This is a genomic window from Thalassoglobus sp. JC818 (assembly GCF_040717535.1).
Taxonomy (GTDB): domain Bacteria; phylum Planctomycetota; class Planctomycetia; order Planctomycetales; family Planctomycetaceae; genus Thalassoglobus.
On record NZ_JBFEFI010000004.1, the window covers coordinates 222,838 to 248,849 of the forward strand.

Genomic DNA, 26,012 nt, shown 5'->3' on the forward strand with positions numbered 1-26,012 from the left:
GTTGGCCAATCTCAGCCCACTCATTCGGTTCTTCAGATTCAACGAGTCAGAATTCTCAATCTGACAATCTAATTTCCCGATTCTCGCTGACAGACTACGAACCAGCTTCTGTCTGCTCCTCAGCTTTCGTGGCGGAGCTTTCTTCGCTCGCGGCGTCCGGGCCATCTTGCCCGTTGCCTTGAACAATGCTCTTTTCAGAACCACCATCCTCTGCAACACCCTGTGGAGTGTCGCCCTCAACAGCTTCCGTCGTCTGGTTCTCTGATGAATTATCGGAGCCGCTTGAGGTACCTGCACCCTCATCAGCCTGAGGCGCTGAGGTTGCCTGAGCCGGGGCCTGATCTGACGCCTTCTCATCTGGCAGCGATTTTCCTGTCATCGCATCAAGTTGAGCTGCCTCTTTCTCAACGCGACGTGCTTCCCGCTCTAATGCTTTTCGACGATCCGCCTCCTGCTCTTCACGTTCCGCTTCATTTTCTGCATGTTCGACGATTTTTTCACATTCTTCAGCACTGAACCCGCTCAGTTCCTGAAGGTGATCCGGCTCGATAACCGAGAGATCGTCGAAGCTGAAGAAGCCTTGTGAAACTAGCGACTCTGCCAGATCTTCGGTAATTCCGGGAATCTGACAGAACGCAGCGACTGATCGCTCGAGCTGCTCATCGAGTTCCTCCTGGGTCATCACTTCGATGTCCCAACCGACCAGCTTCGAAGCCAGCCGGACGTTCTGTCCCTTCTTGCCGATCGCGAGAGAAAGTTGATCATCCCTCACGAGCACGATGACTCGACCGAGCATTGGGCAGAGAATCACGTCCTCTACCTCTGCTGGCTGCATCGCATTTGGAATCAGAACCTGCAATGAGTCGTTCCAGCGAACGATATCAATGCGTTCGCCGTCGAGCTCATCGACGATTGTTTTAATTCGCGAACCGCGAACTCCAACACACGCCCCGACACTGTCAATATTATTATCGTAACAGGAAACAGCCACTTTCGAGCGATAACCTGCTTCTCGAGAGAGTGAACGCACTTCGATAATGCGATCGGAAACCTCGGGAATTTCCACCTCGAAGAGTCGTCGAACGAATTCCGGATGAATTCGCGAAAGAACGACTTTCACACGACTTCCGGCTTTTCGAACGTCGAGAACGACTGCTCGAACGCGGTCGCTGACACGATGTGATTCGCCAGGAATCTGCTCGCTCTTGGGGAGGATCGCTTCAACTTTTCCGAGGTTGATCGATACCACACCATGATCGGTTCGCGTGACAACACCACTCACCAGGTGAGACTTCAACTCCATGTACTCATCGTACACAGAGTCGCGTTCTGCCTCACGAATCTTCTGAATCATCACCTGCTTGGCAGTTTGAGCAGCGATTCGTCCGAGAAGATCACCGAGTTCTTCAGAATCCAGAGGAGTCTCATCGAGACTGGCTGACACATCTCCAGACATTCTGTCGATTTCAACGACAATCTCGCTATCTTCTCCGTAGTGCTTGCGCGCCGCCGAAAGAATCGCCGCCTCAATTCCGCTGAAGACGATCTCTTTCTCGATCCCCTTATCACGGTGGATGGCGTCGACGATGCGTAAAACCTCACTACCATTCATGCTCGGTAACTGCCATCAGGATGAAAAAAAAGAGCGGGACCAAATCCCACTCGTTGCAAATCACCAGAGATATCGTGCCCTCACACTTGCAACAACACACTGTTGTCACTCGCGGACGCCGAGCACCGGTCGCTAACACGCCAATGCCTACATGGGCAGCCTCTCTAATACTCCAGAACCACAGTTCAGTCGCCTGTCGTCCTGAAAGGGATTGGTCATTCCAACGAAAATCTCGCTAAAGTGAAGACTGAACAATACGTTTCGACGAACAGTCTGTCAATAACCGGCGATTCAAAGATCGTTACAATCCGCCTTTTCACGCAAAACGCGGAAAAGCGACTGGTCACTTTTCCGCGTTCGAAGCTGCGTTGCTCAAATTGAGTGTTAGCGAATGCCAACGGCATCTTGAAATTCGCTCGCGATATCTCTGCGAATTCCGCCGAGAGCATCATATCGACCGATCCAATACTCCAACTGATCGGGGTTCGGCTTCTGTCCAACGAGAAGTTCGTGGACGCGGCGAACATAAACTTCTTTGTCACGATCACAGCGATTGAAGAACTGATTGTGGCCGAGCAATTCAAGCTGAACCTGTTTCAGTGTGTAACCACTGTCGAGTGCTGTCAGCCAAACACTCAATTCTCGGTCTGAAGGTGGACGCCCGAGATATTCATTGAACCAGCGGACAATCGTCGCAACGCGTGCTGACTCATCGATATGCACCGGTGTGTCGCCGTACGTTGGACGAACCGGGTCCAATCGCATCGCTAATGGACGACCGCTGCCGGTTCCTTGTGAATTGACCGTGTAAGACTGAATCGTCTTGTGAGATGCCCGACCGTTGCGGATCAGATTCGCAACAAGCACGTATTCGCCCAGTGTCGACACCTGTGCTGGGTCGTACTGCAATTCGAAATTGATTGGGTACTGACGAGGATTGCTGATTTCCTTACGGGCAATCGTCAGCGGAGCAGCCCCCTGTCGGACGATTTCCTGCAATTCCACAGTGACGATTGCGTTTCGATCAAGCTCTCCGGCATTGGTGCCATTTAAAGTCAGTGAACCGCGAATCGTTGAGAAGCGAGAATCGAGTTTGACCGAGAGGTTCATCAGAGAACGTGTCCGATGATCCTGAACCAGCATGGAAACCATGCCATTCTGGTCTGCGTGTCGTTCGAACTCTTTGGAAAGTTCGTAGACGACGCCGTTGACGATCCCGACCTGGTATCCCTGAACAGCAACAATCAGGTCTTCGACTTCCAGACCAGCACGCTTGGCTGCCGAACCTTCGACCACTTCGTAAATCTTGACTCCATGCTCGGTGTCGCGAGACAAAATTCCGAGTCTCCAGCGACTGCTGGCTGGATCAGTCGAGCCACCCGGTGGAACATACTGCTGAGTTGGCCCCTGAATTCGCATTCGATTTTCAGGAGTTGTCGTTCCCGGATACGACTGCGGATTGGGAACTGCCAGATTCTGGCCGCCTTGCGGTGTCGTCGAAGGGTTCACGCCCGGCAGTGTTGGAAACGGGTTGTAAATCCCCGAAGGAAGAAATGGGTCCGGTGAAACTCCAAGGTTTCCCAACCCATCCTGACCCGGAAGTTTCATTGGGTCAAAGATATTCGTCGGAGCAGGCTGAGTGGGTGATCCGCCTGTTCTGGATCGATCGATCGCTTGCGAATCGACCGCATAAAGACTGATGAGACAGCAAACAATTGCTGCGAAAGAAATCCGTTTCATGGAAAGCATCCTTCCAATGCCTGATGAGCTGATATCTGTCCCGTGTAATTGTCATCGCAATGATGTCACGGCAATCACAATTCAAACCGTCTTGCCGCTTGAAGAAGTTTGAGAGCCCGCTGCGGCATTCGGTTTCGGAACCGTGCCTCAAGCAAGTTTCTCTTCCCTATTGCACTCGCTTGACGATTAAACACAGGTCATTGTTGTGCTCATTCGCCGAGGCTAGTGAACAAAACCTAGTTCAACGTTTTCTCGCCAACCGCCTGCAGGGCGATGTTGGCTGCTCCAGCTGGGACAGGCAGAAAGCCGCTGATCACGACATCCTGTTGGCCACGCTGGCTGAAGACGTACTTGATGAACTCGCGCTCAAGAGGGCTGAGTGGGCGCTCAGGGTGGCTGTTGACAACCAATTGCAATCGACGCACGAGAGGATAGTTGGACTGATCAATTCCGACTGCTTCTTCTCCACTCTTCCATGAGAGCGGGACAATTTTCAACTCTGGAGTTCCAAAAGTTGACCCGGCGAATCCGATTCCGGTCGGGCTCTTTTCGAGCGCACTGACCAGTGCCAGATTGGTCTCGTGAGGGATCATCTCTTTGCGAAACTCGCCGCCCCCCATGATCGCTGACTGAAAAAAGACCTGCGAGCCGGTGAGCTCCAGACGTCCATGAAGTTCAATTGGCTGACTGGCCCACTGCCCTGTCACTCCAACATCGCCCCAAGTCATCGCAACTTTGGATTCACCTCGCTTCAAAGAGGTGGAGTAAATGGCGTCGAGCTGAGCCAGGCTGAGACTCTCAATCGGATTGTCTTTGTGAACATAGATTGCGAGAGGCTCGAGCGCCGGCGTGAGAATTGTCGGAACGTATCCGAATTTCTCGTAGAACGCTTTCACTTCTTCTTCGTTGATTGAACGGCTCAACAGGCCGAAATTTGCTTCCCCGTCGATGACAGAAGTGACGGCATTTGTCGCGCCCTGAACTTTGATGTCGATGGTGACGTCAGGGTAGAGTCGCTGGAAGTGGGCACCCCAGGTCGCACCGATCTGCGACATTGTGTTCGACCCGATCAGCGTCAGCGTTCCCTTAACATCTTCAGACCGGGTGTAAACCGGAAGTGTGGGATCAACGGTTTCCGCACCGCTGATGGAAACAACACACAACACCATGGCAGCGACTTCGAGAAAGCGCCTGACTCCTAACAGCTTCATACCGATTCCCTCCTGGGTCAAAAAATCCATAATGCTTCGGCCGAGTTCCACAGACGATCATCACGTCAAGAGAGTGACAACATTCACACTCGGGATTCTTGGCAAAGTGGCCGAATCTGCCGGAGTATAGCGCGGTGAATCGAATCACCTCAAGACGAAGTTCTGAAACGCTACTTCAGAAGGCGTCAAGACCGGCTTCCAGGAGAGAAATCGAGAGAAAAATCACGCCTCGTCAGTCGATGCGTCGCTGGCTGGCTTCTTCCCGATGAAGAGATAGTGCGGGGCTCGAACGAATGGAAGATACGGAATTTTTCCGCGACGTTCTGACAGACTCACCGTTTCAAATTTATTCTGCAGATACGGCAGATGGTCCGGGCTCAAAAAGACATTGTCGCTGGCGAACCAGGGTTGCCAGAATGTTCGCGTCCCCCATCCATGCTTCGAGAAATTTTCGTCGGGATGCTTACGGCTCACATAGAAGTCGACAACTCCGATCGTTCCACCGGGACGCAGCAGCTTCCACGCATGATCGATCGCGCGAAACCAGTCAGGAATCATCGTGAGAGAATAGGAAAACGTCACGACATCAGCGGCGCCCTCCTCCGGAACAAATTGAGTCGCGTCGTAACATACTGGGGTGACGTTCGACCATCCGTTGGCATCGATTCGCCGTTGAGCCTGTTCGAGCAGCGAGTCGGAGAGATCGATGAGATACATCTTTGAAAGCTTGGAAATCGGCTCGCCGATATGTTCAGCGTTCTCACCGGTTCCCGCTCCGAGATCAACCCATACCCCTCCTTCAGGAACCGGAATGGATTGAATCATTTCCTGTCGACTGTGAAGCATTCGTCGACGGAAGTCATCGTAATCCCCAGCCTGACCGGAATAGAAGTTTTCCAGTCGCTCAGCATGCGTCTTCCCTTTAGCACGCCGTACGGCCAGGTGCCACAAGGTCTTCGCGTCGCTTGTTACAGTTTTGAACGGGTTGCTCATGGATCTCGATGACAGGTTCAATGGCAAGAGGTGAAGAGAATCGCGATTACTTCACCAGATCAGCGATGTAAAAACTTCCGTAAGTGTTCACACGATCCAAGGGGTGCAGTCGCTCAGCAAGCGGACGATCGTATTTCAGAAGGTCGCCGAGCTTGCGGGTGGTTCCATCGACTTCTACTTCGATCGGATCGACGAAATCCACATTCAAGCTGGCACTTCGCCAAATCACCTTGGCTCCTTCTCCAGCACGACTGACAATCGCTTGCCACTCCTCCGCAAGAATGTCCTTACGGTTGTGATACAGCCAGTCCATGTGGTCCAGGAGAATGAACTTTGTGACAGGCTTGGAATGCCCTTCCAGGAATCCCAGCAATGAATTCGTATGCGTCGAAACTTTCTCGACGATGCCCTGCTTCAATGACTCGAAGTTCTCTTTCTTCAGATACTCCGGGCAGCAGTCCCGAGTGTATTCGCCCGTCAAATAAACTCGCCAGAAGTAATTATCCTGCAGCGGAAGTTTGGCGAACACGGTCTCGATTCGATCGACGATGAACTGCGCGATCCCGCCGGGATATTCCTGATCGAGCTGTTGTCGCTGGCTCCTCGGAACACCAAGCATGGCCATCGTTGTATCTCGCCCCAACAGCCAGCGAATCATCGGGCGGAACAGTGTCTCTTTCAGATTGTCTTCGTAGAAAATTTCCTGTTGCTCTTCGAGTGTCTTCGCAGCCATCAACTTATTAACAGCGTCACGCAATTTTGCGTTTCGACCGACATAGCCTTTGACAATCCACGCGAACAAACCAGACGTTCCACGAAAATAGAAACTCGGACGTCGCCGCGATCCGGTGAAGAAATTCCCGTGGCGATCCCAGAATTTTTGCGATTGCTCAGGGAGTTCGCTTCGCAGTTGCTTGGTGTAGATTTCGTCCCAGTTCGCAATTCGTCCGTGGCCAAACAGATCAAAGAACTGATCGAATTCGAGGTTCTTGATCGCTGCCTGCTTGAGCTGCAGCAACGCATTTTGTCGGAAGTTCATGTCGACAGCATGGACATGATTGACACCGGCGAGCGCGTAATCAAGCGCATTGCATCCCGCGGAGGTGATGACGACCACTTCATCGTCTGCATTAAACTGCAATGCTTCGCGATCCAGTCGAGGATCTTCCCAGCACTGGTTGTAGACCAGATTTCTGCCATGAATCAGATTAAAGGCAGTCCGGCTAATTCGTTCCAACGGCATGCGGCGTACTCTCAGATCTGCTGATTCATGCAGTTGCAAAACCGATTCCGTCACCGACTTCTGAATGCGGTGACCACTGGCTTTGCGATCATTGTTGACAGGAAACATCAAGGCCACAACCTCAACTCTCACAAGAGCTTAAGAAGGATTGCGACCAGCCCCGACGAGACGGAAAGCGGTGTCCGTCCAATGGGGCGCAAGATCGTACACAAATCGAGCACAGATCAACAGCGACCGTCATACACATCCGTGAAGGATGATCATCCTTGAGAAATCAGGCTTGCAAGCTCGTTGCAAGGCACAAATCTTCCCAGAATCGACTGTGCTGAATGCTTGAGATTGGATTGCGTCAGGCAAATCGAGTGGGCGATGGCTTCAGTCTCCGTAAACGAACTGCCCGAACTTGAGACGTCGATTCAGTCGATTGTGAGCATAAAGCCCGTCGAGAATCAGTTCTGCGACCGCAGCTTCGGCTCGGGAGTTCATCTCTTGCGAAGGGATTTCAGGAACGAGTTCGCTGGTGATTTGGCGAATCTGATCGAGGAATCCCCGAACCTGACCGAGCTCGTTCAGAAACTCTTCAGCGCTGTGATCGGGATCGAATTTGACCTGATTTCCCGAATTGAAGAACTCGACGACATTCGAAAAGCGTTTGGGAGTCAGACTCTGATCGAAGACGTTTTTGACTGCTTCTTCGATCAACCTGAGAATGAGAATGTCTTCATCGCCGGTATCTTCGGAAAGTCCCAGCTCGATCTTGCCTCGTGAACTGGCTGCCATCCAATAGAGATCACTCACGCGAGCCACAGCGGAAGAGTCTCCATTTCTAAGGGCTCGCTGTTCAGCATGAGAGACCACGGTCTCGAAATTCGAAATCGACATTCGAACACTCACGCCCGACGCCTGATTGACATGCGGACTCGTCCGCGCGAGCCGGCTCGTCTCTTCCACAATTTCCTTGATGAAATGAGGAACGAAGACAGGCTGACCGTCACGCTGCGTCCAGGCTTCTTCTTCCAGAATCTGAATCCCGAGTTCCCGTTCGAGCGGATAATGTGTTCGAACGACAGTGCCGATGCGATCCTTCAGCGGCGTCACAATTCGGCCCCGATTCGTATAGTCCTCGGGATTGGCGGAGAAGACCATGCAGATGTCCAACGGCAATCGAACGGTGAAGCCGCGAATCTGAATGTCACGCTCCTCAAGAACATTGAACAGCCCGACCTGAATTTTCGGCGAAAGATCCGGCAGTTCGTTCATGCAGAAGATCCCGCGATGTGCACGCGGAATCAGACCGAAGTGCATCACATCTTCACTTGAAAGATGTCGACCTTCCGCATGTTTAATGAGATCGACCTCGCCAATCAAATCGGCAATGGTCACGTCGGGTGTGGCCAACTTCTCAAGGTAGCGGTCTTCACGACCAACCCAGACAACTGGTGTATCGTCGCCCCGCTCCTGAATCAGATCTCGAGAGTATTTTGACAACGGATCAATTGGGTCGTCATGAATTTCGGAGCCTTCCACGACCGGAATCGCCTCGTCGAGAAACTGATTCAGCATTCTCAACATGCGAGTTTTCCCCTGCCCTCTCAATCCGAGGAACAGCATGTCGTGCTTGGCCAAAATCCCATTCACGACTTGGGGGATCACGGTTTCATCGTATCCGAGGATGCCCGGAAAAAGTTCCTGACCTTCTTGCAATCGACGAACCAGATTTCGCCTCATCTCAGTCTTCACAGAAACTGGCTGATAACCCGATTCCTTGAGCTCTCCGAGGGTACTGGGACGATGCGACATAAAATAATCCATTGCGTAAGGTATGCAGGATGTTCCTGCGCGATGGCACTGCATCCACCGGAACTTGCCAGGAATCTGATTCTACGCAGGCGCCTCAAGATGCCAATCAGTTCAGATTGTGATTCGTCAGAATTGACGAAATCTTGATACATCGAAGCTCAGCCAATCGACTGCGTTCGTTCCAGGTCGATCAGCGATGTGACGGCTCTTCGCTCGCATTCAGCACGTTGACACAGAATATTGAGCCAACTTCTGTCTCGTGCGTCATTCGTTGCCGTTTTCAGTCAACGAAAAAGAACTCGTTCGACATGAGCAGAGCTTGTGAAAGAACTTCCAGAGAGTTCCCCTGCACAAACTGCTCCATGCGCTGGACCTCCTCTTCGCTGGCCGGTCGCGAAAGGGTGAATTCGACAAGTTTTCGAATCTGTTCGCTCTCATTCTCAGACGCTTCCCTCGCACGATTCGCCAGTGACGATGATATTTCCCGAACGAAGTTGGAATTCATGCTGAACAACGACTGCTGTGGGACCGTCGTTTCTGTCCGACCAGGACTCGAAGAATTTGGCGTTGGGAAGTCAAAGGTTCTCAGCAACCCGGAGGGATTGTTGCGATCGATGAGTCCATACACAGTTCGACGGTTCGTGAACGGTTCCTGTTCGATATCAATCGGTCTTCCCCCAACGGTTTGATCAAGGCGACCGGCGACTGCAAGCATGGAATCGCGCATCGCTTCGAAGTCGAGACGCTGTCGATTCTGCTTCCAGTAGAGTGTGTTCTCCGGATCGATTTGACGCGCTCCCGGTCGATCGATGCTCTGCTGTTGCCAAGCTTCACTTTTGAGAATTTCACGATGCAGCCCTTTGAGCGACCAATCGTGTTGATGGATCAAGCTCCAAGCGAGGTAGTCGAGCAGCTCTCTTTGCAGCGGCTCTTCCGTTTGCAGTCCGAAGTCTGAAGTCGACGAGACAAGCGGCGTTCCAAAGTGCGCCATCCAGACACGATTCACCAGAACGCGCGCTGTCAACGGGTTGTCCGGAGACACGATCAGCTCCGCGAGTTCACGACGGCCACTCGATTTCTGAAAGACGCTCTGAGGATCGGAATCGAGCAGATGCGGTGCACGACGGGGAACTTTCTCGCCTCGCCGTCCCGGATTTCCCCGCACAAATACGACGGGCTCGAACAGGTTCTCTTTATCCAGGAGAACCATCGAGCGAGCGGGAGCATTCGGTGAGGTGACGTGCCAGTCATCGACCGCTTTGTGTAGCGCAGTCAAACGATCCCGCTGATCCCGTTCAAACAGCGGTGAATTCTCGGCCGGTTGAAGATCCGTCAGAGAGTTCGGCCCGTAAAGAATCTGCCTGACCTTTTCTCGACCATCGTCGGGCAATCGATTTGCTTCCGAATTCTCCGCCTGTAGCTGTTTCCACTCATCTCGGACTGAAGAAAAGGCTCGAACGTATGCGTCGACAATTCCCATCAGCGAATGCGCGGATGCGTCACTCAATTCCTGAATAACGACCTGAGGAATCTCAGAATTCTGCGAGAGTTCCTCCGCAGCTTTCTGAAACTCTTCCGGACTCGCACTCTGCTTGACGAGCTCCAACATCCGGGCGCCAGGAATGAAGACCGGATCGTTTTCTTTCAGCTTTCGATCAACGAGCAATTGCCACCGCTCGACGAGTTTGCTGCGCGGAGGCCCATGTTTTGGAGTCAACTCTTGCTGCTCCGGAATGTGCCCTGCCCTCTTCAAAGCTTCTGGGAAGTAGTCTTCCAGCTGATCGCACAGCTGAGACAGCAGAGCCGCATGTGTTTCGTGAACGTAATCAACAACCGCCTGTTCACGTTTCTGCAATTCCTCCGCAAACTCCTGATATCCCGGCGCAGACGTATCAAGTTCCCCGCGTAAAGGAGGCATTTCTGGCTCATAGCAACTTGCGAACACACCGTACAACGAATAGTAATCCGCAGCCGGGAGTGGATCGAATTTGTGATCGTGACACCGGGCGCATCCGAGTGTCATTCCCATCAAGCCACGCGTCACAACGTCAATTCGATCGTCAATGATATCCGGCTCACGATTCAAGAAACGTGGACCGATGGTCAAAAAGCCCAACGCAGCCAACCGGGGATCATTCTCTCCATATCCGAGCTGGTCGGCAGCGAGCTGTTCTCGAATGAAGTCATCGTACGGAACGTCTTGCTGAATCGCGTTGATCACGTAATCACGATACGTGTACGAGTACGGATAGAATCGATTCTGCGTAAAGACGTAACCTTTCGTATCCGCGTATCGGGCGAGATCAAGCCAGTGCCGCCCCCAGCGTTCTCCGTATGCAGAGTCTTCGAGAAAACGAGTGATCAGCTTATCGAAGGCGTCCGGAGATTGATCGTTCTCAAATTCTTGAACCTCTTCCATCGTCGGAGGCAGGCCGCGCAGATCGAAGGACAACCGGCGAATGAGTTTCGATCGACCCGCTTGTGGACTGAACGCGAGACCTTTGTCCGACATCTCCTCGAGAAGAATCTGATCAACGGGCGTCTTCTCCCCAGCATGAACGTTCTTCAGGACGTCGGGCATTTCGATCGTCTGATAAGCCCAGTGTGATTCGCGAATCCGATGGTAATCGATCTCTCCACTCTCGGTGAAGAACAGCTTCCCCTTCGCCTCTGAGTGCTCCGCCGGAGCATCTTCTGGCCAATAAGCCCCCGCTTCGATCCATTGCTTCAAAATCGCGAGCTGTTCACCTTTCAGACGTGCTTTCGGCGGCATCTGAATATCGAATTCATCGTATTGCAGAACCTGCCACAACCGACTTTCGCTCGCGTTTTGAGGAACAACGATCTTCCCGGCCGGACCATCTTCGAAGACGAATTGTCGCCGATCCAACCTCAGTCCGCCTTGCTGTTTCTCGGCGTTATGACATCCGAAACAATGCTCCGCCAGAAGTGGACGCACCTTCGATTCGAAGAAGACTTCCTGTTCCTCCGACGCAAACACTGGCGAAAAACCAATGAAAGCAAAGAGGATCAGAAACAGAAAATGTCGAGCTGTGAGCACCATGGAGACACATGAGGTAGGGACAGTGGGGTAGGAGCTGAAATTATAGCACGTTCCCCCAAACAAAGTTCAAGGTTGACTGATTGAAATCGAAGAGACACCCAAACCGATCGACAAAATGACTCGATGTGAGGAGTGAGTTGTTTCCCCGGCATTCAATCGAGACACTGAATCATTCAGTGTTTTTGAAATCATCTCCAGGGTCGCCTAGATCGACAGACCGAACGAGCCTGACCACTCCATACCAAAGCGAATCGCATCCATGCATCAAGACCTCAAGTGCTCTTTGACCGGCGAAAGTTACGCCATCGATCAACTTCAGAACTTGAGCGCAGCTGGCAAGCCACTACTCGCTGAGTATGACCTGGACGCCATCAAAGAAACGATGACTCCAAAAACGGTGCGTGCTCGGAACATTCGTTCGATGTGGAAATTCTGGGAAGTCATGCCCGTCGATTCTCCCGAGGAAGCTGTCTCTCTCGGTGAGGGATGTACGCCATTACTCAAAGCGAATCGAGTCGGTCCGTTTGAACCGTTCGAAAATCTGTTTGTCAAAGATGAATCATTCAATCCGACCGGCAGCTTCAAAGCCAGGGGAATGTCGGCGGCCGTCACTCGAGCGAAAGCACTGGGAGTGAAAGCCATCGCCCTTCCATCTGCTGGCAACGCGGCAGGTGCTGCAACTTATTACGCCGCCCAAGCTGGGCTTGAATGTCATCTTTTCGTTCCAGAAGACACCCCGCCGGCCAACATCGTCGAATCGAAGTTAGGCGGAGCCAACATCTATCTCGTAAACGGTTTGATCAGCGATTGTGGTCGTCTGTGCCGCGAAGCTTGCAATCAATTCGGATGGTTCGATCTTTCGACACTCAAGGAACCATTTCGCGTCGAAGGCAAGAAGACCATGGGCTACGAGCTTGCCTTCGATCTTGCTGATCATTTTGGCACTGATGATCTTCAGCTTCCCGATGTTATCTTCTATCCAACAGGAGGAGGGACTGGGCTGATCGGAATGTGGAAAGCCTTCGACGAAATGGAAGCGCTGGGCTGGATCGGAAGTTCACGTCCCAAAATGGTCGCCGTTCAAGCTGAAGGATGCTCTCCAATTGTGAAAGCGTACCTCGATGGCGAAGACTCTGCCCCGCTGTTTCCAAACGCAGCGACGTGTGCATCCGGGCTTCGAGTTCCCATCGCAGTCGGCGATTTTCTGATGCTGGATGCCATCCGCAAGTCTTCAGGCACAGCCATTTCCGTTTCGGATCAGAAACTGATGCAGGGAACTGAAGAGATTTGCCGCTGGCAAGGGATCTCGGCCTGCCCAGAAGGCGGAGCGGTCTGGAAAGCTGCGGAACAATTGATGTCCGATGGCTGGCTCTCACCAGAAGAAACGATCGTCCTGTTCAATACCGGGACCGGCCTGAAGTACAACCATCTCTTCCAGAGCGATGACATTCCCAGAATCGACCATGAAGACGAAAACTGGATGAAGATTCTCGAACAGGAATCGTAGCCGACGTCGATGATCCCTCACGTTGCCACAAAGCTTTGTGGACCGCAGCCTGCTCTACTTCTGAGCAGGTTGCGTTAATCGCTGCCCGTTCGTAGTCAGAATTTGAAAGTGATGAATCCCGACTTTCTCTCCGTCTAAGTACGTCCACACGACCTCCTTCTCAGGAGTCACTTCGAACATCTTTGGAGCTTGCGGATCGACACGTCCGCCCGCATAGCTGGTGATGACAATGTTCCCATTCGGAAGGATTTGCGAGCCGCACGGATCCTGAAGCCACTCACCAGGCAGATCTTCGTTGGTCAACTTCCAGACAACATTCCCGGTGGAATCAAAATCGACGACCCGGTTTCCGTGTGTGCAACAAACGAGTGTGTGCCCATGGCCATGCCGAATGGCAGTAAACGGCCAGGTGTGTATTTCATGCTCCACATCTCCCGGAACGGTTGTATCAAGCTTGGACAAAATGTTTCCTTCAGTGTCGTACTGAAAGACAGCAAAGTCGTGCAAATGTGGTGCGAGATAGGTTCCATCGGCAAGCTTGCGAGCCATGCGGGTCTGCATGTGATGATTTTCTTTCTGACAAGCCAATGGGAACTCCAGCAACACCTCACCGGCAGCATCGACCTCAAGTAACCGAGGATTCGCCCCAGCTTCTGTAATCACGAATGTCCCATCCTCAGTTGGCTGTGCGCTATTTACCTCGCTTTGTGTTCCCTTCCAGATCAGTGTTTCATCCCCTTCTCTGGAGATTCGCACCACTGCCCCACCGGAGTGCGCCTTCGACTTATTCAACGTCAAAATGATAGTGCCATCTTCGAGCACATATCCATCTCGCGTCGCTGTCGGGTAAGTCCAACTGACCTGACCTTGCTCATCCATGATGTATGTCTTCTGACCACATGCGAGAAAGCTGTGCGTGATCTCCTCAGCGCTTAAAGAGTTGGCATATAAAGAGAGAACGAACGTCGAGAGAAGCAGTTGCAGTTTCATGAATACTCAATCTGTTGTGATGGTTCTCATACAAGCAATCATTGAGTGTGTGCTCGCAAAGACCGTTTGTCAGGAGTTAAGTTCTGTCGAAGTGAAAAGGCATCGTCGGAAACAAGCTAACCTGCAATGACGTCATTGACTCAGGGAAACACATCTGCCTATCTCTCCTGTGGATCGATGAGTTTGAACCTTCTTTGATCGCTGCCGGTCGTATGCACGTCACCCAGTTCGTCCCGGATTGCCTCAGCTTGCTTCTGAAGCCGAGCGACAATTTCAGGGTACTCGTCAGCAACGTTTTTCTTCTCACCACGATCACGCCCGAGATCGAATAACTGCGGCTCATCCAGAGTTACGAACCCTTTAGACTGGCCGCCGGACTTCGACCAGAAGGGCTGGTCATGAACAGTGCGAGGCAGGTGAAGTTTCCAGTTTCCATGCCGCACAGCCTGTAAGTTGGTCCCATTGTAATAGTAGAGAAAGTCATGTGGCGACTTCGTCCGCTCACCTGTAAGAACTGATAGAATCTCCTTGCCATCAATCTTCCGATCTGTAGGAGGTGATACACCAGCGAGTTTGCAAAACAGCTGCAGCAGATCCATGCTCGTCAGAGTGATCTCGGAGACTTGCTGTGCTGGAATCGTTCCCGGCCAATAGAAAATTCCGGGAACGCGGTGCCCTCCTTCCATTGTGCAGTACTTGCCACCACTCAATCCACCAGTCGATCCGGTTCGCGTTGGTCCATTGTCAGAGGTAAACACAATCAGCGTTTTCTCGGACAGGCCGGCACTTTCAACAGCATCGACAATCCGACCGGTGCTGTGATCCAACTCTCGGATAAAGTCGCCGTATTTGCCTTTCCCGGAAGTCCCCACGAAATCCTGACTGGGCACAAGTGGAGTGTGAACGATGTGGTGCGAGACATAAATGAAGAACGGTTCGCCTTTGCGTCGATCAATAAACTCGACGACTTCATCTGTATAAATCTCCGTCAACTCTTCGCAGGGAACCTTCTTCCGTTCGATTTGTTTCCCTCGGTACAAAGTATCGTAGTTGGGACCGCGGGACTTTCCGTAATTGCTTGGAATTCCCAGATGCTCGTCAAAGCCCGCATCGATTGGGTGAGAGCCTTCGACTTCCAATCCGAGGTGCCACTTTCCCACCATGAGTGATCGATACCCGGCCGGTTTGAGCAATTCGGGAATCGTGATTTCCTCGGGGAGAAGCCCATAGTCTTTGTATTTCGATCCCGGTGTCTCAATGCGAGCGACGGGAATTCCGCAGCGCATCGGATATCGACCGGTGAGCAAAGCTGCACGCGACGGGCTGCACACATTTGCGGGAACAAAAAAATCAGTGCTCCGAAAACCACCCTCAGCGAGCGCGTCGATTCGCGGTGTCTTTACACCACTGCGGTTGTAACAACTGAGATCACCGTACCCCAGATCGTCAGCAAAGATGACGATGATGTTGGGTTGATCGTCAGCGACGGTCACCGAGACCATCCCCAGTAACAGCAACATCACAACAGCTCGAATCATCATCGCGGTCTTGGCACTAAATGAATGAAATTAGAATCCAGCAACACGAGTTCTCAACGTCTTCGAACATCAAGACAACACCTCGTCTTATTTCTGCTTTGCTGGAGTTTTTGGTTGCGGAACCGGAGGAACGTCTGGTCGCTCCCCAGCCAAGTCAAAGAATCGCATGTTCTTTCCGACGCGGTCGAAGTCACCAAGGTCTTCTCGCATCTTTTCAACGAGTGACAACAGACGCTCCACGATTTGTGGATTCTCATCGGAGACATCTGTCGTTTCGCCCAAATCGTTCTCTAAGTCGACGAGAAACGGACTATCGAAACCGACTCGATCTTCAGGGCCAATGTGATTATTTCGACTGAAGGGTGCAGCCCCGATCGGTTCTTTGTCGCGAGGAAGATGAAGCTTCCACTTTCCCTGACGAACAGCCTGAAGATGAACCCGCAGATAGTAGAAATACGCTTTGTCTGGATCGGCCTTGTCGAACTCTCCATGGAAGAGATGGCGAATGTCATCGCCGTCAATCACGCGATCATCAGGAACCTCCGCATGAGCCAAAGCTGCAAACGTTGGGAAGATATCCATTGTCGTCGCGATCGACTCGCATGTCGTATTCGGTGGAACGCGACCAGGCCCCCAGAGAATTGCGGGAACGCGGACTCCTCCTTCAAATGTGGAGACTTTTCCACTTCGCAGCTTGCCGGCTGAACCACCATGGTCATCGGGAAGTCGACCGTTGGCGAAGTCTTTGTTTTTAATCAGCCACGGACCGTTGTCGCTGGTGAATAAGACATATGTATTGTCAGCCAAGTCGAGTTCTTCGATCGTGTCGAGAATTCTTCCCACGTTGAAGTCAATTTCTTCGAGGACGTCTCCATACAGCCCGCGTTCGCTTTTTCCACGAAAATCGGCGGATGCATCAAGACGTGTGTGCGGCATCGTATGTGGGATATAAACAAAAAACGGACGACTCTGATTCGTCTCAATAAAAGAGATCGCTTCGTCGGTGTAACGCTTGGTTAGCGTCGCCATATCGGTTTTCGGCTCAATTAATTTTTCGTTGCGGTAGAGATTCGCGATACGATCGTTGCTGGTGGGTGTTCCGAAAAAGAAATCGAAGCCCTGATGCGTAGGGAGCAGGTCGACATAGAATCCCGACTGTGCATGTTTTGCCAAGTCCCATTTTCCGAAACAAGCCGTCGCGTAACCCTGAGCTTTGAGCACCTCGGCGATGGTGATTTCATCTTCATGCAAGATCGGGTGGACCTGTTTGGTGTTTCCCCGTTCGGCGACTCTCATTGGGTAGCACCCGGTCATCAATGCTGCCCGCGACGGTCCGCAAATCGGCTGCGCATAGAAGTTCGTAAACTTCATGCCCTGCTCAGCCATTTCATCAAGCCGAGGTGTCTCGAAATCGGATGCGCCGAAGCAGCCGACATCTTCATAACCCTGATCGTCTGTAAAGATGACGACAAAGTTTGGCCTGTCAGCCCCATCAGCCCATGAGGTGCATAGGAACAGGACGATTAACGCACTTCTCATATTCATGACCACCTCGTTCCGTTCAAGTGCAGGTTCTAGCTGTCTCTCACTGAAGTCTTACTGTGCACCATGTTTTGTAAGTTGTTGAAGTCCGCCCCACCAACGTAGTTTTGACCTAAGAGTCATCTGGTGATGGTTTGGATAATCACGCTCAGATGAGCCACTCGAATTTCACCAACGAAACCGACTAGGGATTTGCCGAGAGTTCAGGATACTCTGGCAAGACTTTCGCATCGAATTGAAAGTCGTCCACAGTCACATGCCCCCATCCGGTCGTCGATCGATCAACAATTTTCAGATACACATGTTGCCCAAGGTATGGTGTCAGGTCCCATTCCACGATTTGCATGACCTGGCTATTGATCCCTCGGGCGAGTAACACCTCTTTCCCGTCGGCAGTACACAGTGCGACGTATGTCTGGCCCCCTTGTCCTCCTCCGACACGAAAAGTCATCGCCTTTTCTGAAGGGATGAAGATTGGGGACACAATCACGCCTGTTTGCGGATCCGATCCCTTCACAGCTTCGGGCGAAGCCTCAAGAGTCGTCAGATAGTATTGCCCCTGTTTGTTGTATTCCTGCCCATTGTGAAAGAACTTCTCACGTTGCCCAACGACATTTCCGAACTCTCCTTCGATCACTTTCCATGGAGCGAGTTCTCCCGATTCAAAGTCGAAGGTCGTGCTCCGGATGCTTTGGCTGGCGGCCGTCTTCGGAGCTGCTTTGGACGACTTCTCAACTTCAGGCGGAGCGTATCGACTCAAGAGTTCGTCCAGTTCTTTGACGAGCGCTGGATGTTCGTTGACAACGTTTCGAGTCTGACTTCGATCAGTCTCGAGATCGTAGAGCTGCGCTGGGGGAGCATCTTTTCGAATCTTTCCATCTTCAATGTCGCTGTTGACTGAACCCACGAACTGAATCGCAGGTGGGCCGCCAAATGCGTGATCGCCCGGCTTCTTTCCCTTGAATCCTCCGCTTCCTTGCTTGGGTATATACATCCACTTCCCTTTTCGAATGGAGAGATGTGTCCCCTGATGCGGAGCCAGAACGAGATGGTCTCGCAACGCCCCTTCGGTTTCGCCGAGCAGAGCTGGAAGCACGTTGACGCTATCGGCCTGCTGCGCTTTTTCGAGTTCCTGGTCAGTCAAAGCTGCGAATGTGGCGAGCATATCCACGTTACCGATCAACTGATCGGAAACAGTTCCAGCTTTAACTTTGCCGGGCCACCGCACAATGAACGGGACACGATGCCCCCCTTCCCAGACACCGAACTTAAATCCCAGCAGTTCGCCGTTTTGTCTGTGACCAGCATCGAATGCGTTTTGCCCTCCAAGGTTGAACATGCCGCCGTTGTCGCTGGTAAAGATCACAAGCGTGTTGTCAGCCAACCCATTCTCATCGAGGCAATTGAGAATCTCACCGACCATCCAATCAAGCTCGTGAATGTAATCCCCATAGAGGCCGCACTGACTGGTCCCCTGAAATCGCTCTGCAGGTGTAAATGGGTGATGAATGTTTGTCGTCGCGAGATATAGGAAGAAGGGATTGTCCTGATGTGCACGAATCCACTCGACCGATTTATTTGCGAGAGTTGTGCCAACCTCATAGTCGTTGTACCGCTTGTGAGCCTCAATCGCACCGCCAAACTGATTCGCGGATCGCTGAGCAGCTTCTGGAGGAATCTCTGTGATCGGAGTGACCTCGTCAGCTTTTCGGCCGACATGGACAATCGGATCGGATGGATCACTACCGACGATGTGCTCATTCTCAACGAAAACATACGGAGGGGCGCTATTGACCACCGGCACACCGAAATAGCTGTCGAAACCGAGATCGCGTGGACCGGGACTTAAAGGTGCCTGCCAGTCATTTGAACCAGTCTTAAACCCCAGATGCCATTTCCCGAAAGCTGCCGTGTCGTAGCCTCTTTTCTTAAAGAGATCTGCAATTGTCGTTTTGTCAGGATCGACAAGCAAAGGAGATGTCACCGGAGCAGGCCCCCAAATCCCCATTCCATCTTTGGCCCGGACGGGGTACTCACCTGTCAGCAATGCAAATCGCGAAGGCGTGCAAACTGCGGAGACTGAATGTGCATCGGTGAAGCGTCTCCCCTCGGCGGCGAGTTTATCGATGTTTGGAGTCTGAACTTTTGTTGCTCCATAGCAACCCAGATCTCCGTAACCGAGATCATCTACAAAGATCAGAACAACATTCGGCGTCTTCTCAGCCCCACACGTTTCACTCGCCCCAGCCAAGGCCAGAAAGAGAACTGATAGGAGTGAGAGAGTCCAAGAGAATCGAGATGTCATCGATCGCCTCCTCGAGATTTCTTCAGATGTAATTCGCTTTGAATCAGCATAATCCGTCACAGACAACACTTTCGGTGATCGCTGCTATTCGACCGATCCACTCCAGCCACCTCTCGGGTGCGAAAGCTTACTCTTGTATAACACGAGGAGCGTTTAACCAAGCATTGAGTTCTGCAACCATGGATTGCACAACTTCAGGTTGTTCGCTGATCAGATTCCGCCTCTCGTTGGGATCAACGGAGATGTCGAACAGCTCAACTGGTTCTCCATTCTTAGCCAGCAGCTTCCATTTTCCGTTCATGGCAACTTCAGTTGCGAATGGCTTCGGTTTTGGTTCATGCCTTTGCATGCTCTTATAGAGATCAAGTTGCCAGAAGACCGTTCCACGTTTACTGGAGTCCGGTATGGATTCACCTTTCATATGCGGCAACAGACTGAGACCATCAATCGAGATGTCTTGAGGAATTGTGACACCTGCTGCTTCGCAAAACGTAGGCAGTAAATCGTTCGTGTGACCAAAGAATTCAGAGACCTTCCGGCTCGAAATCTGAGCAGGCCAGCGGGCGATCATTGGGACGCGCAGCCCGCCATCGTGCAGATCTGTCTTTCCGCCTTTTAAATCGCCGATGTAACCCTCGAAGGCAGCTCCGTTGTCGCTCGCGAACACAACGAGCGTGTTCTCCGCAATCCCGAGGCTGTCCAGTTTGTCCAAGATCTGACCGACTTTTCCATCCATGTGCTGCATCATGGAACGGAAGCGATGCTGATCATCACTAATTCCGTCCGTTGCGGTTTCTGACCAATACGGTTCGGGAGCTGGTTCGTATGGTTTATGCGGAACAAGCCACCAGACGTTGAGGAAGAAGGGTTTATCTTGCTTGGCGAACTCTTCGATCTGCTCGACTGCGAAGTCACAATTGGCGTCTGTCAAGTGCTTTGAGTAGTAAGGATCATCGGCTCCAACCTGACGATCATTGCGGAGCAAAACCGTTCCCCCATTTCGGAAGAGAGTCCGATCGCGCCCCATTTCCGTTCGCAACGGTTGCTGTTCAATTTGCGTCTGATAGACGTCGAATCCATGCTGGCGAGGCCCGGGCTGATCGGTCAATCGCTCGCCGTGCTCATTCACGTGCAAGCCTCCTAGATGCCACTTTCCAACATGAGCAGTGTTGTAGCCAGCATCTTGAAGGAGCTCTGCAATCGTCGTTGCTGATTCCGGCAACCACCGGTTTACATCGTTGAAGTGTCGAGTGATGTTAAACCGAAGCGGATATCGTCCCGTCAAAACAGAAGCACGCGTCGGAGAGCAGACCGCGGAGCCCGCATAGAATCTCGTGAACTTCATCCCCTCGGTTGCAAGTCGATCAAGATGCGGAGTTTTAACTGCTGGACTTCCAAAGCAGGAGAGGTCTCGATAACCGAGATCGTCCGCCAAAAGCATAATGATGTTCGGTCGATCGTCAGCTTGTATCTCGACGGGATACTGAGCCGCTTCGAATCCAACGCTCAGAACAAAAAGCAAAGCCACAGAGCACTTCATCAATCGAATTCCACTCTCTAAAAAGTCTGAACAAGACCAGTCAATTCACAGGGTCGCTCACACTTCGAGTTTTAATTTCCCGACTTGGACTGCCGCTCCCATATTGGCGATCCCCGGACCATAGTAATCTTTTCCGAATGGAAGAATCATGGGTTCTTCCCATGGACGACGAGGAACCATGGCGGCGATATCATCGATTCGAATGAGAACTTCTTCAGAGAGAGGACCTTTTTCGACAGCCTCAACGCTCGCCTCCAAATGCTCGACAGTCTTGCAACCGATCGGAATCGTCGAAATCGCAGGATTCGACACCGCGAATCGGAGGCACAACTCGTAGGCTGGCATCTCCAACTGATCGAGCAGATCGTAATACGCCAATAACTGTTGCCTTCTCGTTTCTGCCAGCCAGAACGGTTTCTCGCGAACTTCGACTTCGGCACGTCGAGTCAGGAAGCCTTGGCCAAACACCGACCCCAACACGATTCCCATGTCGTGTTCCGCAGCTGCGGGAATTACGGTCTCAGCAGCTTCTCGGAACAGAACGTTGTAGTTGAAAGCGGTCAGGACGACATCGAAACAGTCACTCTGAATCAACGATGTCATTTCCGTCACGGTCGTACCCGCGAGCCCGCTGAACCGAATCTTCCCCTCTGCCTTCAGGTCATCGATGAGCTCAAGAACAGGTCCGTCCAACGGGTCATAGCTTGTCCACCAGGGATATTGTTGTGGACGATCCGGTTCATGAATCATCAGAACATCAATCTGATCACGTCCGAGAAGTCGCAAGCTTTCCTCGACAGACTCACGCAACCCGCTCAGATCTTGCGGATCGAATGGCTGAGGACGTCCGCCGAGTTTCGTCGTAATGACCAGTGGAGCATCGGTGCCTGCAATGGCTTGCCCGACAGTTCTTTCGCTGTCTGCGTAAGCGGGGGCAGTGTCGATTGCATTCACACCCAGCTCAATCGCCCGGTGCATGATGCGTTCGGTCTCAGACACACCTCCAGCCAGCGAAGAGGTGTAGAGTCCGCCAATCGAGAGCAGGCTCACTTCGATCCCGGTTCGACCGAGCTGTCTTGTTTCCATGAAAAATTCTCTCGGAGATTGGACTCACTCACAGCTTGAATCGCTCACCAACTCATGGCCATTCCGCCAGCCTATTTCGCTGTCCACGATCAGAACGAACGACATGCTGGCACGATTTGCGTCATGCCAATATCACCGAATTCCATTCTGTAGCAACTTCAAAACAGCCGATTCTGCGACCGCACAGCAAGTTGGCTGTCGAACATAGTTGCTATTTCGCGAAACTCGTGGGGTTGCAACGAGGAGAAGATTCTCCCATCAAATCAAAACATGTCGAGAATAGAATGCGACATCAGACTAACGATTTGCGACACATCAAAGTCGACCGGCTCTCTGAGCGTTGCCAGCCCGATGAAAGAAGAACCCTAAAGCCCGGAATTGCATCCACCGCCAAGAATCGAAGCAGATCCTGACTCAAAGCCCAATAGAAGTACGCCCGGAGGGATTCGAACCCCCGACCTGCGGATTAGAAGTCCGCTGCTCTATCCAGCTGAGCTACGGGCGCGAAGGACTCAATATGATCTCCCGAAACCTTCTCACGCTGGAGACTTACAACTTGAGTAAAAACCCAGAACGTGAATCGGGACGGATTGAGTCGAGGGAATATTAGACAGAAGACTCTTGGGATACCAGCGGGGGGCAACGATCGATCCGTGCAAATTCCCGGAGAAGTCTGTTCTTCAGCTTGTTCGTCCTGAGTTGGCAAGGGTTCATCGGAAGCTGGAAGAGGTGCATCCAGTTGTACTGAAGCATCGATTGGCCTATATTTCGCCTTTGGTCAATTGACCCAGTGGTTGCGGTGCGCAAACTGCCAGCCGACTTTGTGCTGGGTGAGATGTGCTTCAACAGGCTCGCGGTACAATCTTGCCACTGCTGGTGAGAACTTGTCCTCCACTCGAACCTGTCAGATTCGACCTGCAGAACCTATTCAAAGAACTCATTTTTCGGGTTATTCATGCGATTTTCGTTGATTGATCGAATCACCGGACTTGAGCGTGATGAGTCAATCACCGCGATCAAGAACCTGACACTTGCTGAGGAATACCTTCAAGACCACTTTCCTGGATTTCCTGTGATGCCCGGTGTTCTCCTGGTGGAGTCACTTGTCCAGAGTTGCGGTTGGTTGATGCGTTATTCTTGCGACTTCGCTTACAGCACTGTGCTTCTCGAAGAAGCGAAAGCAGTGAAGTTCAACAAGTTTCTCGCACCCGGGAATTCGATGACCATCGATTGCCGAGTTCAGAAAAAAGACGACGACGGAACCCGCTGGACATTCAAAGCAGCTGGTTCTGTCGATGATACCAATATCGTGAGTGCCAAGCTGACGCTCACACAATTCAATCTTGCGGACCAGTATCCGAAGATTGCATCCGGCGATGAATTACAGACTCAGCACGCGAAAGAACTCTTCGCGACGCTGGGCGGAGAAGAACTCACGAAGGCGTCATCTGTTTAGTTGACCTTTTCGGAAATGGCCCTGCTCTTCGTGATTCATCGAAAAATATGCGAATCGACTGAAACACGAACTCATCCGAAACGGATGAATTCGATCCCAACATTTTGCTCAACAGGTTACTGTCGTCGATACACCTGAAGAGCGCGAGACCTCGTGTTTCATTGGGAACTCAATCTTAAAACATGTTCTGGGATACCAGAACGAACAGGCTGAGAGGAAGAAATGTTCAAGCTCGAAGGACGTGTCGCGTTGGTGACAGGCGGAAGCCGGGGAATTGGCAAAGCTGTCGTGGAAGGACTCGCAAAAGCGGGTGCGAAAGTCGCATTCGTCTATCGCTCGAGCAAAGAAGCCGCTGACGCGATGGTTTCTGAACTGGCCGAACAAAACCTCGAAACCCTCGCGATTCAGGGCGATGTTTCCAGCAAGGACGACGCTGAACGGATCGTCTCGGAAGTCGTCGAGAAGTGGGAACGAATCGATATCCTCGTTAATAACGCGGGAATCATCAAAGATGGCCTGCTAGCGACGATGGAGAAAGAAGACTGGCAAGCTGTCATCGACACCAATCTGACCGGCGTTTACAACTTTGCACAGTCGGTCATGCGACAAATGATGTCCCAGCGATATGGCCGCATTATTAGCGTCTCCAGCGTAGCTGCCGAGTTCGGAAATCAGGGACAAGTCAACTACGCCGCGAGCAAAGGGGGCATTCAGGGATTGACCCGATGTCTCGCCACAGAAGTCGGTCGACGCAATATCACCGTGAATGCCGTCGCTCCAGGTTTCATCGAAACAGACATGACAGTCGCTGTCCGAAACGCAGCTGAAGACGAAATCAAAAAGCGCATCTCCGTTCGACGTCTTGGAAAACCTGAAGATATCGCCAATGCGGTTGTTTTTCTGGCGAGCGAAGAAGCGGGATACATCACCGGGCATGTCCTGACCGTTGACGGCGGATTGACCCTCGGTGGATTTTAAGTAGCTCTCTGAGAACGAATTGACCTTGTTGATTCGTTCAAACTATTTGATGATAGAGGCAAGCGACGACTGTGGCTTGCCGTGCCAGAAATGTCTGGTTGATGTAGGGATTCACGCCAGGAATGTGTCGAGAAAGTGGGTTTCGCGACCGATTCCGAATAAGAGTGAATTCAAATCAATTCGAGTTCGAGGCATTCTCACCGTTGTCTGTGAACTCATCCTTGGTTGGGAATTGACGGTGGGAAGTGAGTCGTATTGACTCGAACATTGACTTTGGAGTTCGTGGATATGGCAGATCAAGAAGAAGTGTTTGAGAAGATTCGAGAAGTACTCGAAGACGCTCTCGGAGTCGACGAAGACGAAGTCACTCCCGAAGCAACTCTGATTGGCGATTTGGGTGCAGAGTCGATCGACTTCCTCGACATCGTTTTTCGATTGGAAAAAGCATTCGACATCAAGATTCCTCGTGGAGAACTCTTCCCCGAAAATCTTGCGTCAGCAGACTCAGGTTTCGTCGTTGATGGCAAAGTCACCGACACAGGGATCGCCGAAATGCGAGAAAAGATGCCTCACGCAGACATCGACAGCTTCGCGAAAGATCCAGCAGTCTCAAACGTCCAGAATCTTTTCACTGTCGACATGATCTGCAAGTTCATCGGCAGCAAGCTGGACAGCTAAAGCAATTGACTCGCTTCTCTGGACTCGCATGAACACTTTTCAGCTTCATGTGCGAGCCGAATGAAGTGAATTGAAGCTGATTTCATGACGACCGCATGTTCTGGCATGCGGTCGTTTTTCGTTCAGAACTCGTTCCGGTGTTGAATCACGATTTCATTCAGTATGATTCAACGCGAACATGCTGACATTGTGATCGAGACTCAAAGACACTGACGTTGTCGGAAGAAGGCAGAAGAGATGAGATGGTTTTGGATTGATAAGTTCATCGAGTTCGAGAGCGGAAAACAGGCTCGATCGATCAAGAACGTCTCACTCTCAGAAGAGCATCTGCACGATCACTATCCCGGGTTTCCGGTGATGCCGTGCTCTCTGATCATGGAAGGTATGGCCCAAACGGGTGGAATCCTTCTCGGTGAATCGCACAAGTTCAAGTACTTGGTGTTTCTGGCGAAGGTGCCGAAGTTCAAGTCACATCGGCCAGTGCGTCCGGGTGATCAGTTGATCTACACAGCGACTCTGACCGATGCTCGGGAAGAAGGCGGCATGACCTCTGTTGTCGCCCATTGTGGAGACGAACTCGTCGCAGAAGCAGAGATCGTTTTTGCACACGTCACCGAAGAAGATGCTGGGATTCCGAAAGGTGTCAATCAGAAAAACGTCGTCGAAGTCGGACTCGCAGGCGTTCTCGCAGAATCCGGTATCAACGATTGAGATGAAGCCACCGTCATC

At 51.9% G+C, this 26,012-nt stretch carries 18 protein-coding genes and 1 tRNA gene; 5 read left to right on the forward strand and 14 right to left on the reverse strand.

Annotated features, from left to right (window positions below; all coding sequences use genetic code 11):
- Positions 1 to 94: 94 nt before the first annotated feature.
- The 7 genes from nusA to AB1L42_RS11970 all read right to left on the reverse strand — a co-directional run bounded on the left by nusA (position 95) and on the right by AB1L42_RS11970 (position 11,663).
- Complete coding sequence (gene nusA, locus AB1L42_RS11940; RefSeq protein ID WP_367055336.1) at positions 95 to 1,612, reverse strand: transcription termination factor NusA; 1,518 nt, start codon at positions 1,610 to 1,612, stop codon at positions 95 to 97.
- Positions 1,613 to 1,996: 384 nt separating this feature from the next.
- Positions 1,997 to 3,352, reverse strand: coding sequence for a YbaY family lipoprotein (locus tag AB1L42_RS11945; protein WP_367055339.1), 1,356 nt, complete (start codon positions 3,350 to 3,352; stop codon positions 1,997 to 1,999).
- Positions 3,353 to 3,588: 236 nt separating this feature from the next.
- Complete coding sequence (locus tag AB1L42_RS11950) at positions 3,589 to 4,593, reverse strand: PstS family phosphate ABC transporter substrate-binding protein (protein WP_367055342.1); 1,005 nt, start codon at positions 4,591 to 4,593, stop codon at positions 3,589 to 3,591.
- Positions 4,594 to 4,785: 192 nt separating this feature from the next.
- Positions 4,786 to 5,556, reverse strand: coding sequence for a class I SAM-dependent methyltransferase (locus tag AB1L42_RS11955; RefSeq protein WP_367055345.1), 771 nt, complete (start codon positions 5,554 to 5,556; stop codon positions 4,786 to 4,788).
- Between the two features lie 46 nt (positions 5,557 to 5,602).
- Positions 5,603 to 6,799, reverse strand: a complete 1,197-nt coding sequence (locus tag AB1L42_RS11960) for a BtaA family protein (protein ID WP_367056638.1) — start codon at positions 6,797 to 6,799, stop codon at positions 5,603 to 5,605.
- 375 nt (positions 6,800 to 7,174) lie between these two features.
- On the reverse strand, positions 7,175 to 8,599 hold the full coding sequence (locus AB1L42_RS11965; protein WP_367055348.1) for a sigma 54-interacting transcriptional regulator: 1,425 nt from the start codon (positions 8,597 to 8,599) through the stop codon (positions 7,175 to 7,177).
- Between the two features lie 280 nt (positions 8,600 to 8,879).
- Positions 8,880 to 11,663 (reverse strand): PSD1 and planctomycete cytochrome C domain-containing protein, encoded by a 2,784-nt coding sequence (locus tag AB1L42_RS11970; protein WP_367055351.1) that lies wholly within the window; start codon positions 11,661 to 11,663, stop codon positions 8,880 to 8,882.
- A gap of 259 nt (positions 11,664 to 11,922) precedes the next feature.
- On the opposite strand from AB1L42_RS11970, the gene AB1L42_RS11975 reads away from it, so the two are divergent.
- Entirely contained in the window at positions 11,923 to 13,170 is a 1,248-nt protein-coding gene (locus AB1L42_RS11975; RefSeq protein WP_367055354.1) for a threonine synthase, read from the forward strand.
- A gap of 54 nt (positions 13,171 to 13,224) precedes the next feature.
- Here the strand turns inward: AB1L42_RS11975 and AB1L42_RS11980 are convergent, their stop codons facing one another.
- The 7 genes from AB1L42_RS11980 to AB1L42_RS12010 all read right to left on the reverse strand — a co-directional run bounded on the left by AB1L42_RS11980 (position 13,225) and on the right by AB1L42_RS12010 (position 22,676).
- Entirely contained in the window at positions 13,225 to 14,160 is a 936-nt protein-coding gene (locus AB1L42_RS11980; RefSeq protein ID WP_367055357.1) for a hypothetical protein, read from the reverse strand.
- Between the two features lie 158 nt (positions 14,161 to 14,318).
- A complete protein-coding gene (locus AB1L42_RS11985; RefSeq protein ID WP_367055360.1) occupies positions 14,319 to 15,680 on the reverse strand; it encodes a sulfatase in 1,362 nt (453 codons plus the stop codon).
- Positions 15,681 to 15,785: 105 nt separating this feature from the next.
- A complete protein-coding gene (locus AB1L42_RS11990) occupies positions 15,786 to 17,237 on the reverse strand; it encodes a sulfatase (RefSeq protein ID WP_367056641.1) in 1,452 nt (483 codons plus the stop codon).
- Positions 17,238 to 17,424: 187 nt separating this feature from the next.
- Positions 17,425 to 19,545, reverse strand: a complete 2,121-nt coding sequence (locus AB1L42_RS11995) for an arylsulfatase (protein ID WP_367055363.1) — start codon at positions 19,543 to 19,545, stop codon at positions 17,425 to 17,427.
- A 127-nt stretch (positions 19,546 to 19,672) separates the two neighbouring features.
- Entirely contained in the window at positions 19,673 to 21,085 is a 1,413-nt protein-coding gene (locus tag AB1L42_RS12000; RefSeq protein WP_367055366.1) for a sulfatase-like hydrolase/transferase, read from the reverse strand.
- A 57-nt stretch (positions 21,086 to 21,142) separates the two neighbouring features.
- Positions 21,143 to 22,171: an aldo/keto reductase gene (locus AB1L42_RS12005; RefSeq protein ID WP_367055369.1), complete on the reverse strand. Its 1,029-nt coding sequence runs from the start codon at positions 22,169 to 22,171 to the stop codon at positions 21,143 to 21,145.
- A 431-nt stretch (positions 22,172 to 22,602) separates the two neighbouring features.
- Positions 22,603 to 22,676, reverse strand: a tRNA-Arg gene (locus AB1L42_RS12010).
- A gap of 450 nt (positions 22,677 to 23,126) precedes the next feature.
- Here AB1L42_RS12010 and AB1L42_RS12015 point away from each other — a divergent pair.
- The 4 genes from AB1L42_RS12015 (at position 23,127) to AB1L42_RS12030 (ending at position 25,994) form a co-directional block, all read left to right on the forward strand.
- Entirely contained in the window at positions 23,127 to 23,627 is a 501-nt protein-coding gene (locus AB1L42_RS12015; RefSeq protein WP_367055372.1) for a 3-hydroxyacyl-ACP dehydratase FabZ family protein, read from the forward strand.
- Between the two features lie 222 nt (positions 23,628 to 23,849).
- Positions 23,850 to 24,605 (forward strand): 3-oxoacyl-[acyl-carrier-protein] reductase, encoded by a 756-nt coding sequence (fabG, locus tag AB1L42_RS12020; RefSeq protein WP_367055375.1) that lies wholly within the window; start codon positions 23,850 to 23,852, stop codon positions 24,603 to 24,605.
- 288 nt (positions 24,606 to 24,893) lie between these two features.
- Entirely contained in the window at positions 24,894 to 25,283 is a 390-nt protein-coding gene (locus AB1L42_RS12025; protein ID WP_367055378.1) for an acyl carrier protein, read from the forward strand.
- 237 nt (positions 25,284 to 25,520) lie between these two features.
- Entirely contained in the window at positions 25,521 to 25,994 is a 474-nt protein-coding gene (locus tag AB1L42_RS12030; RefSeq protein ID WP_367055381.1) for a 3-hydroxyacyl-ACP dehydratase FabZ family protein, read from the forward strand.
- Positions 25,995 to 26,012 lie beyond the last annotated feature (18 nt).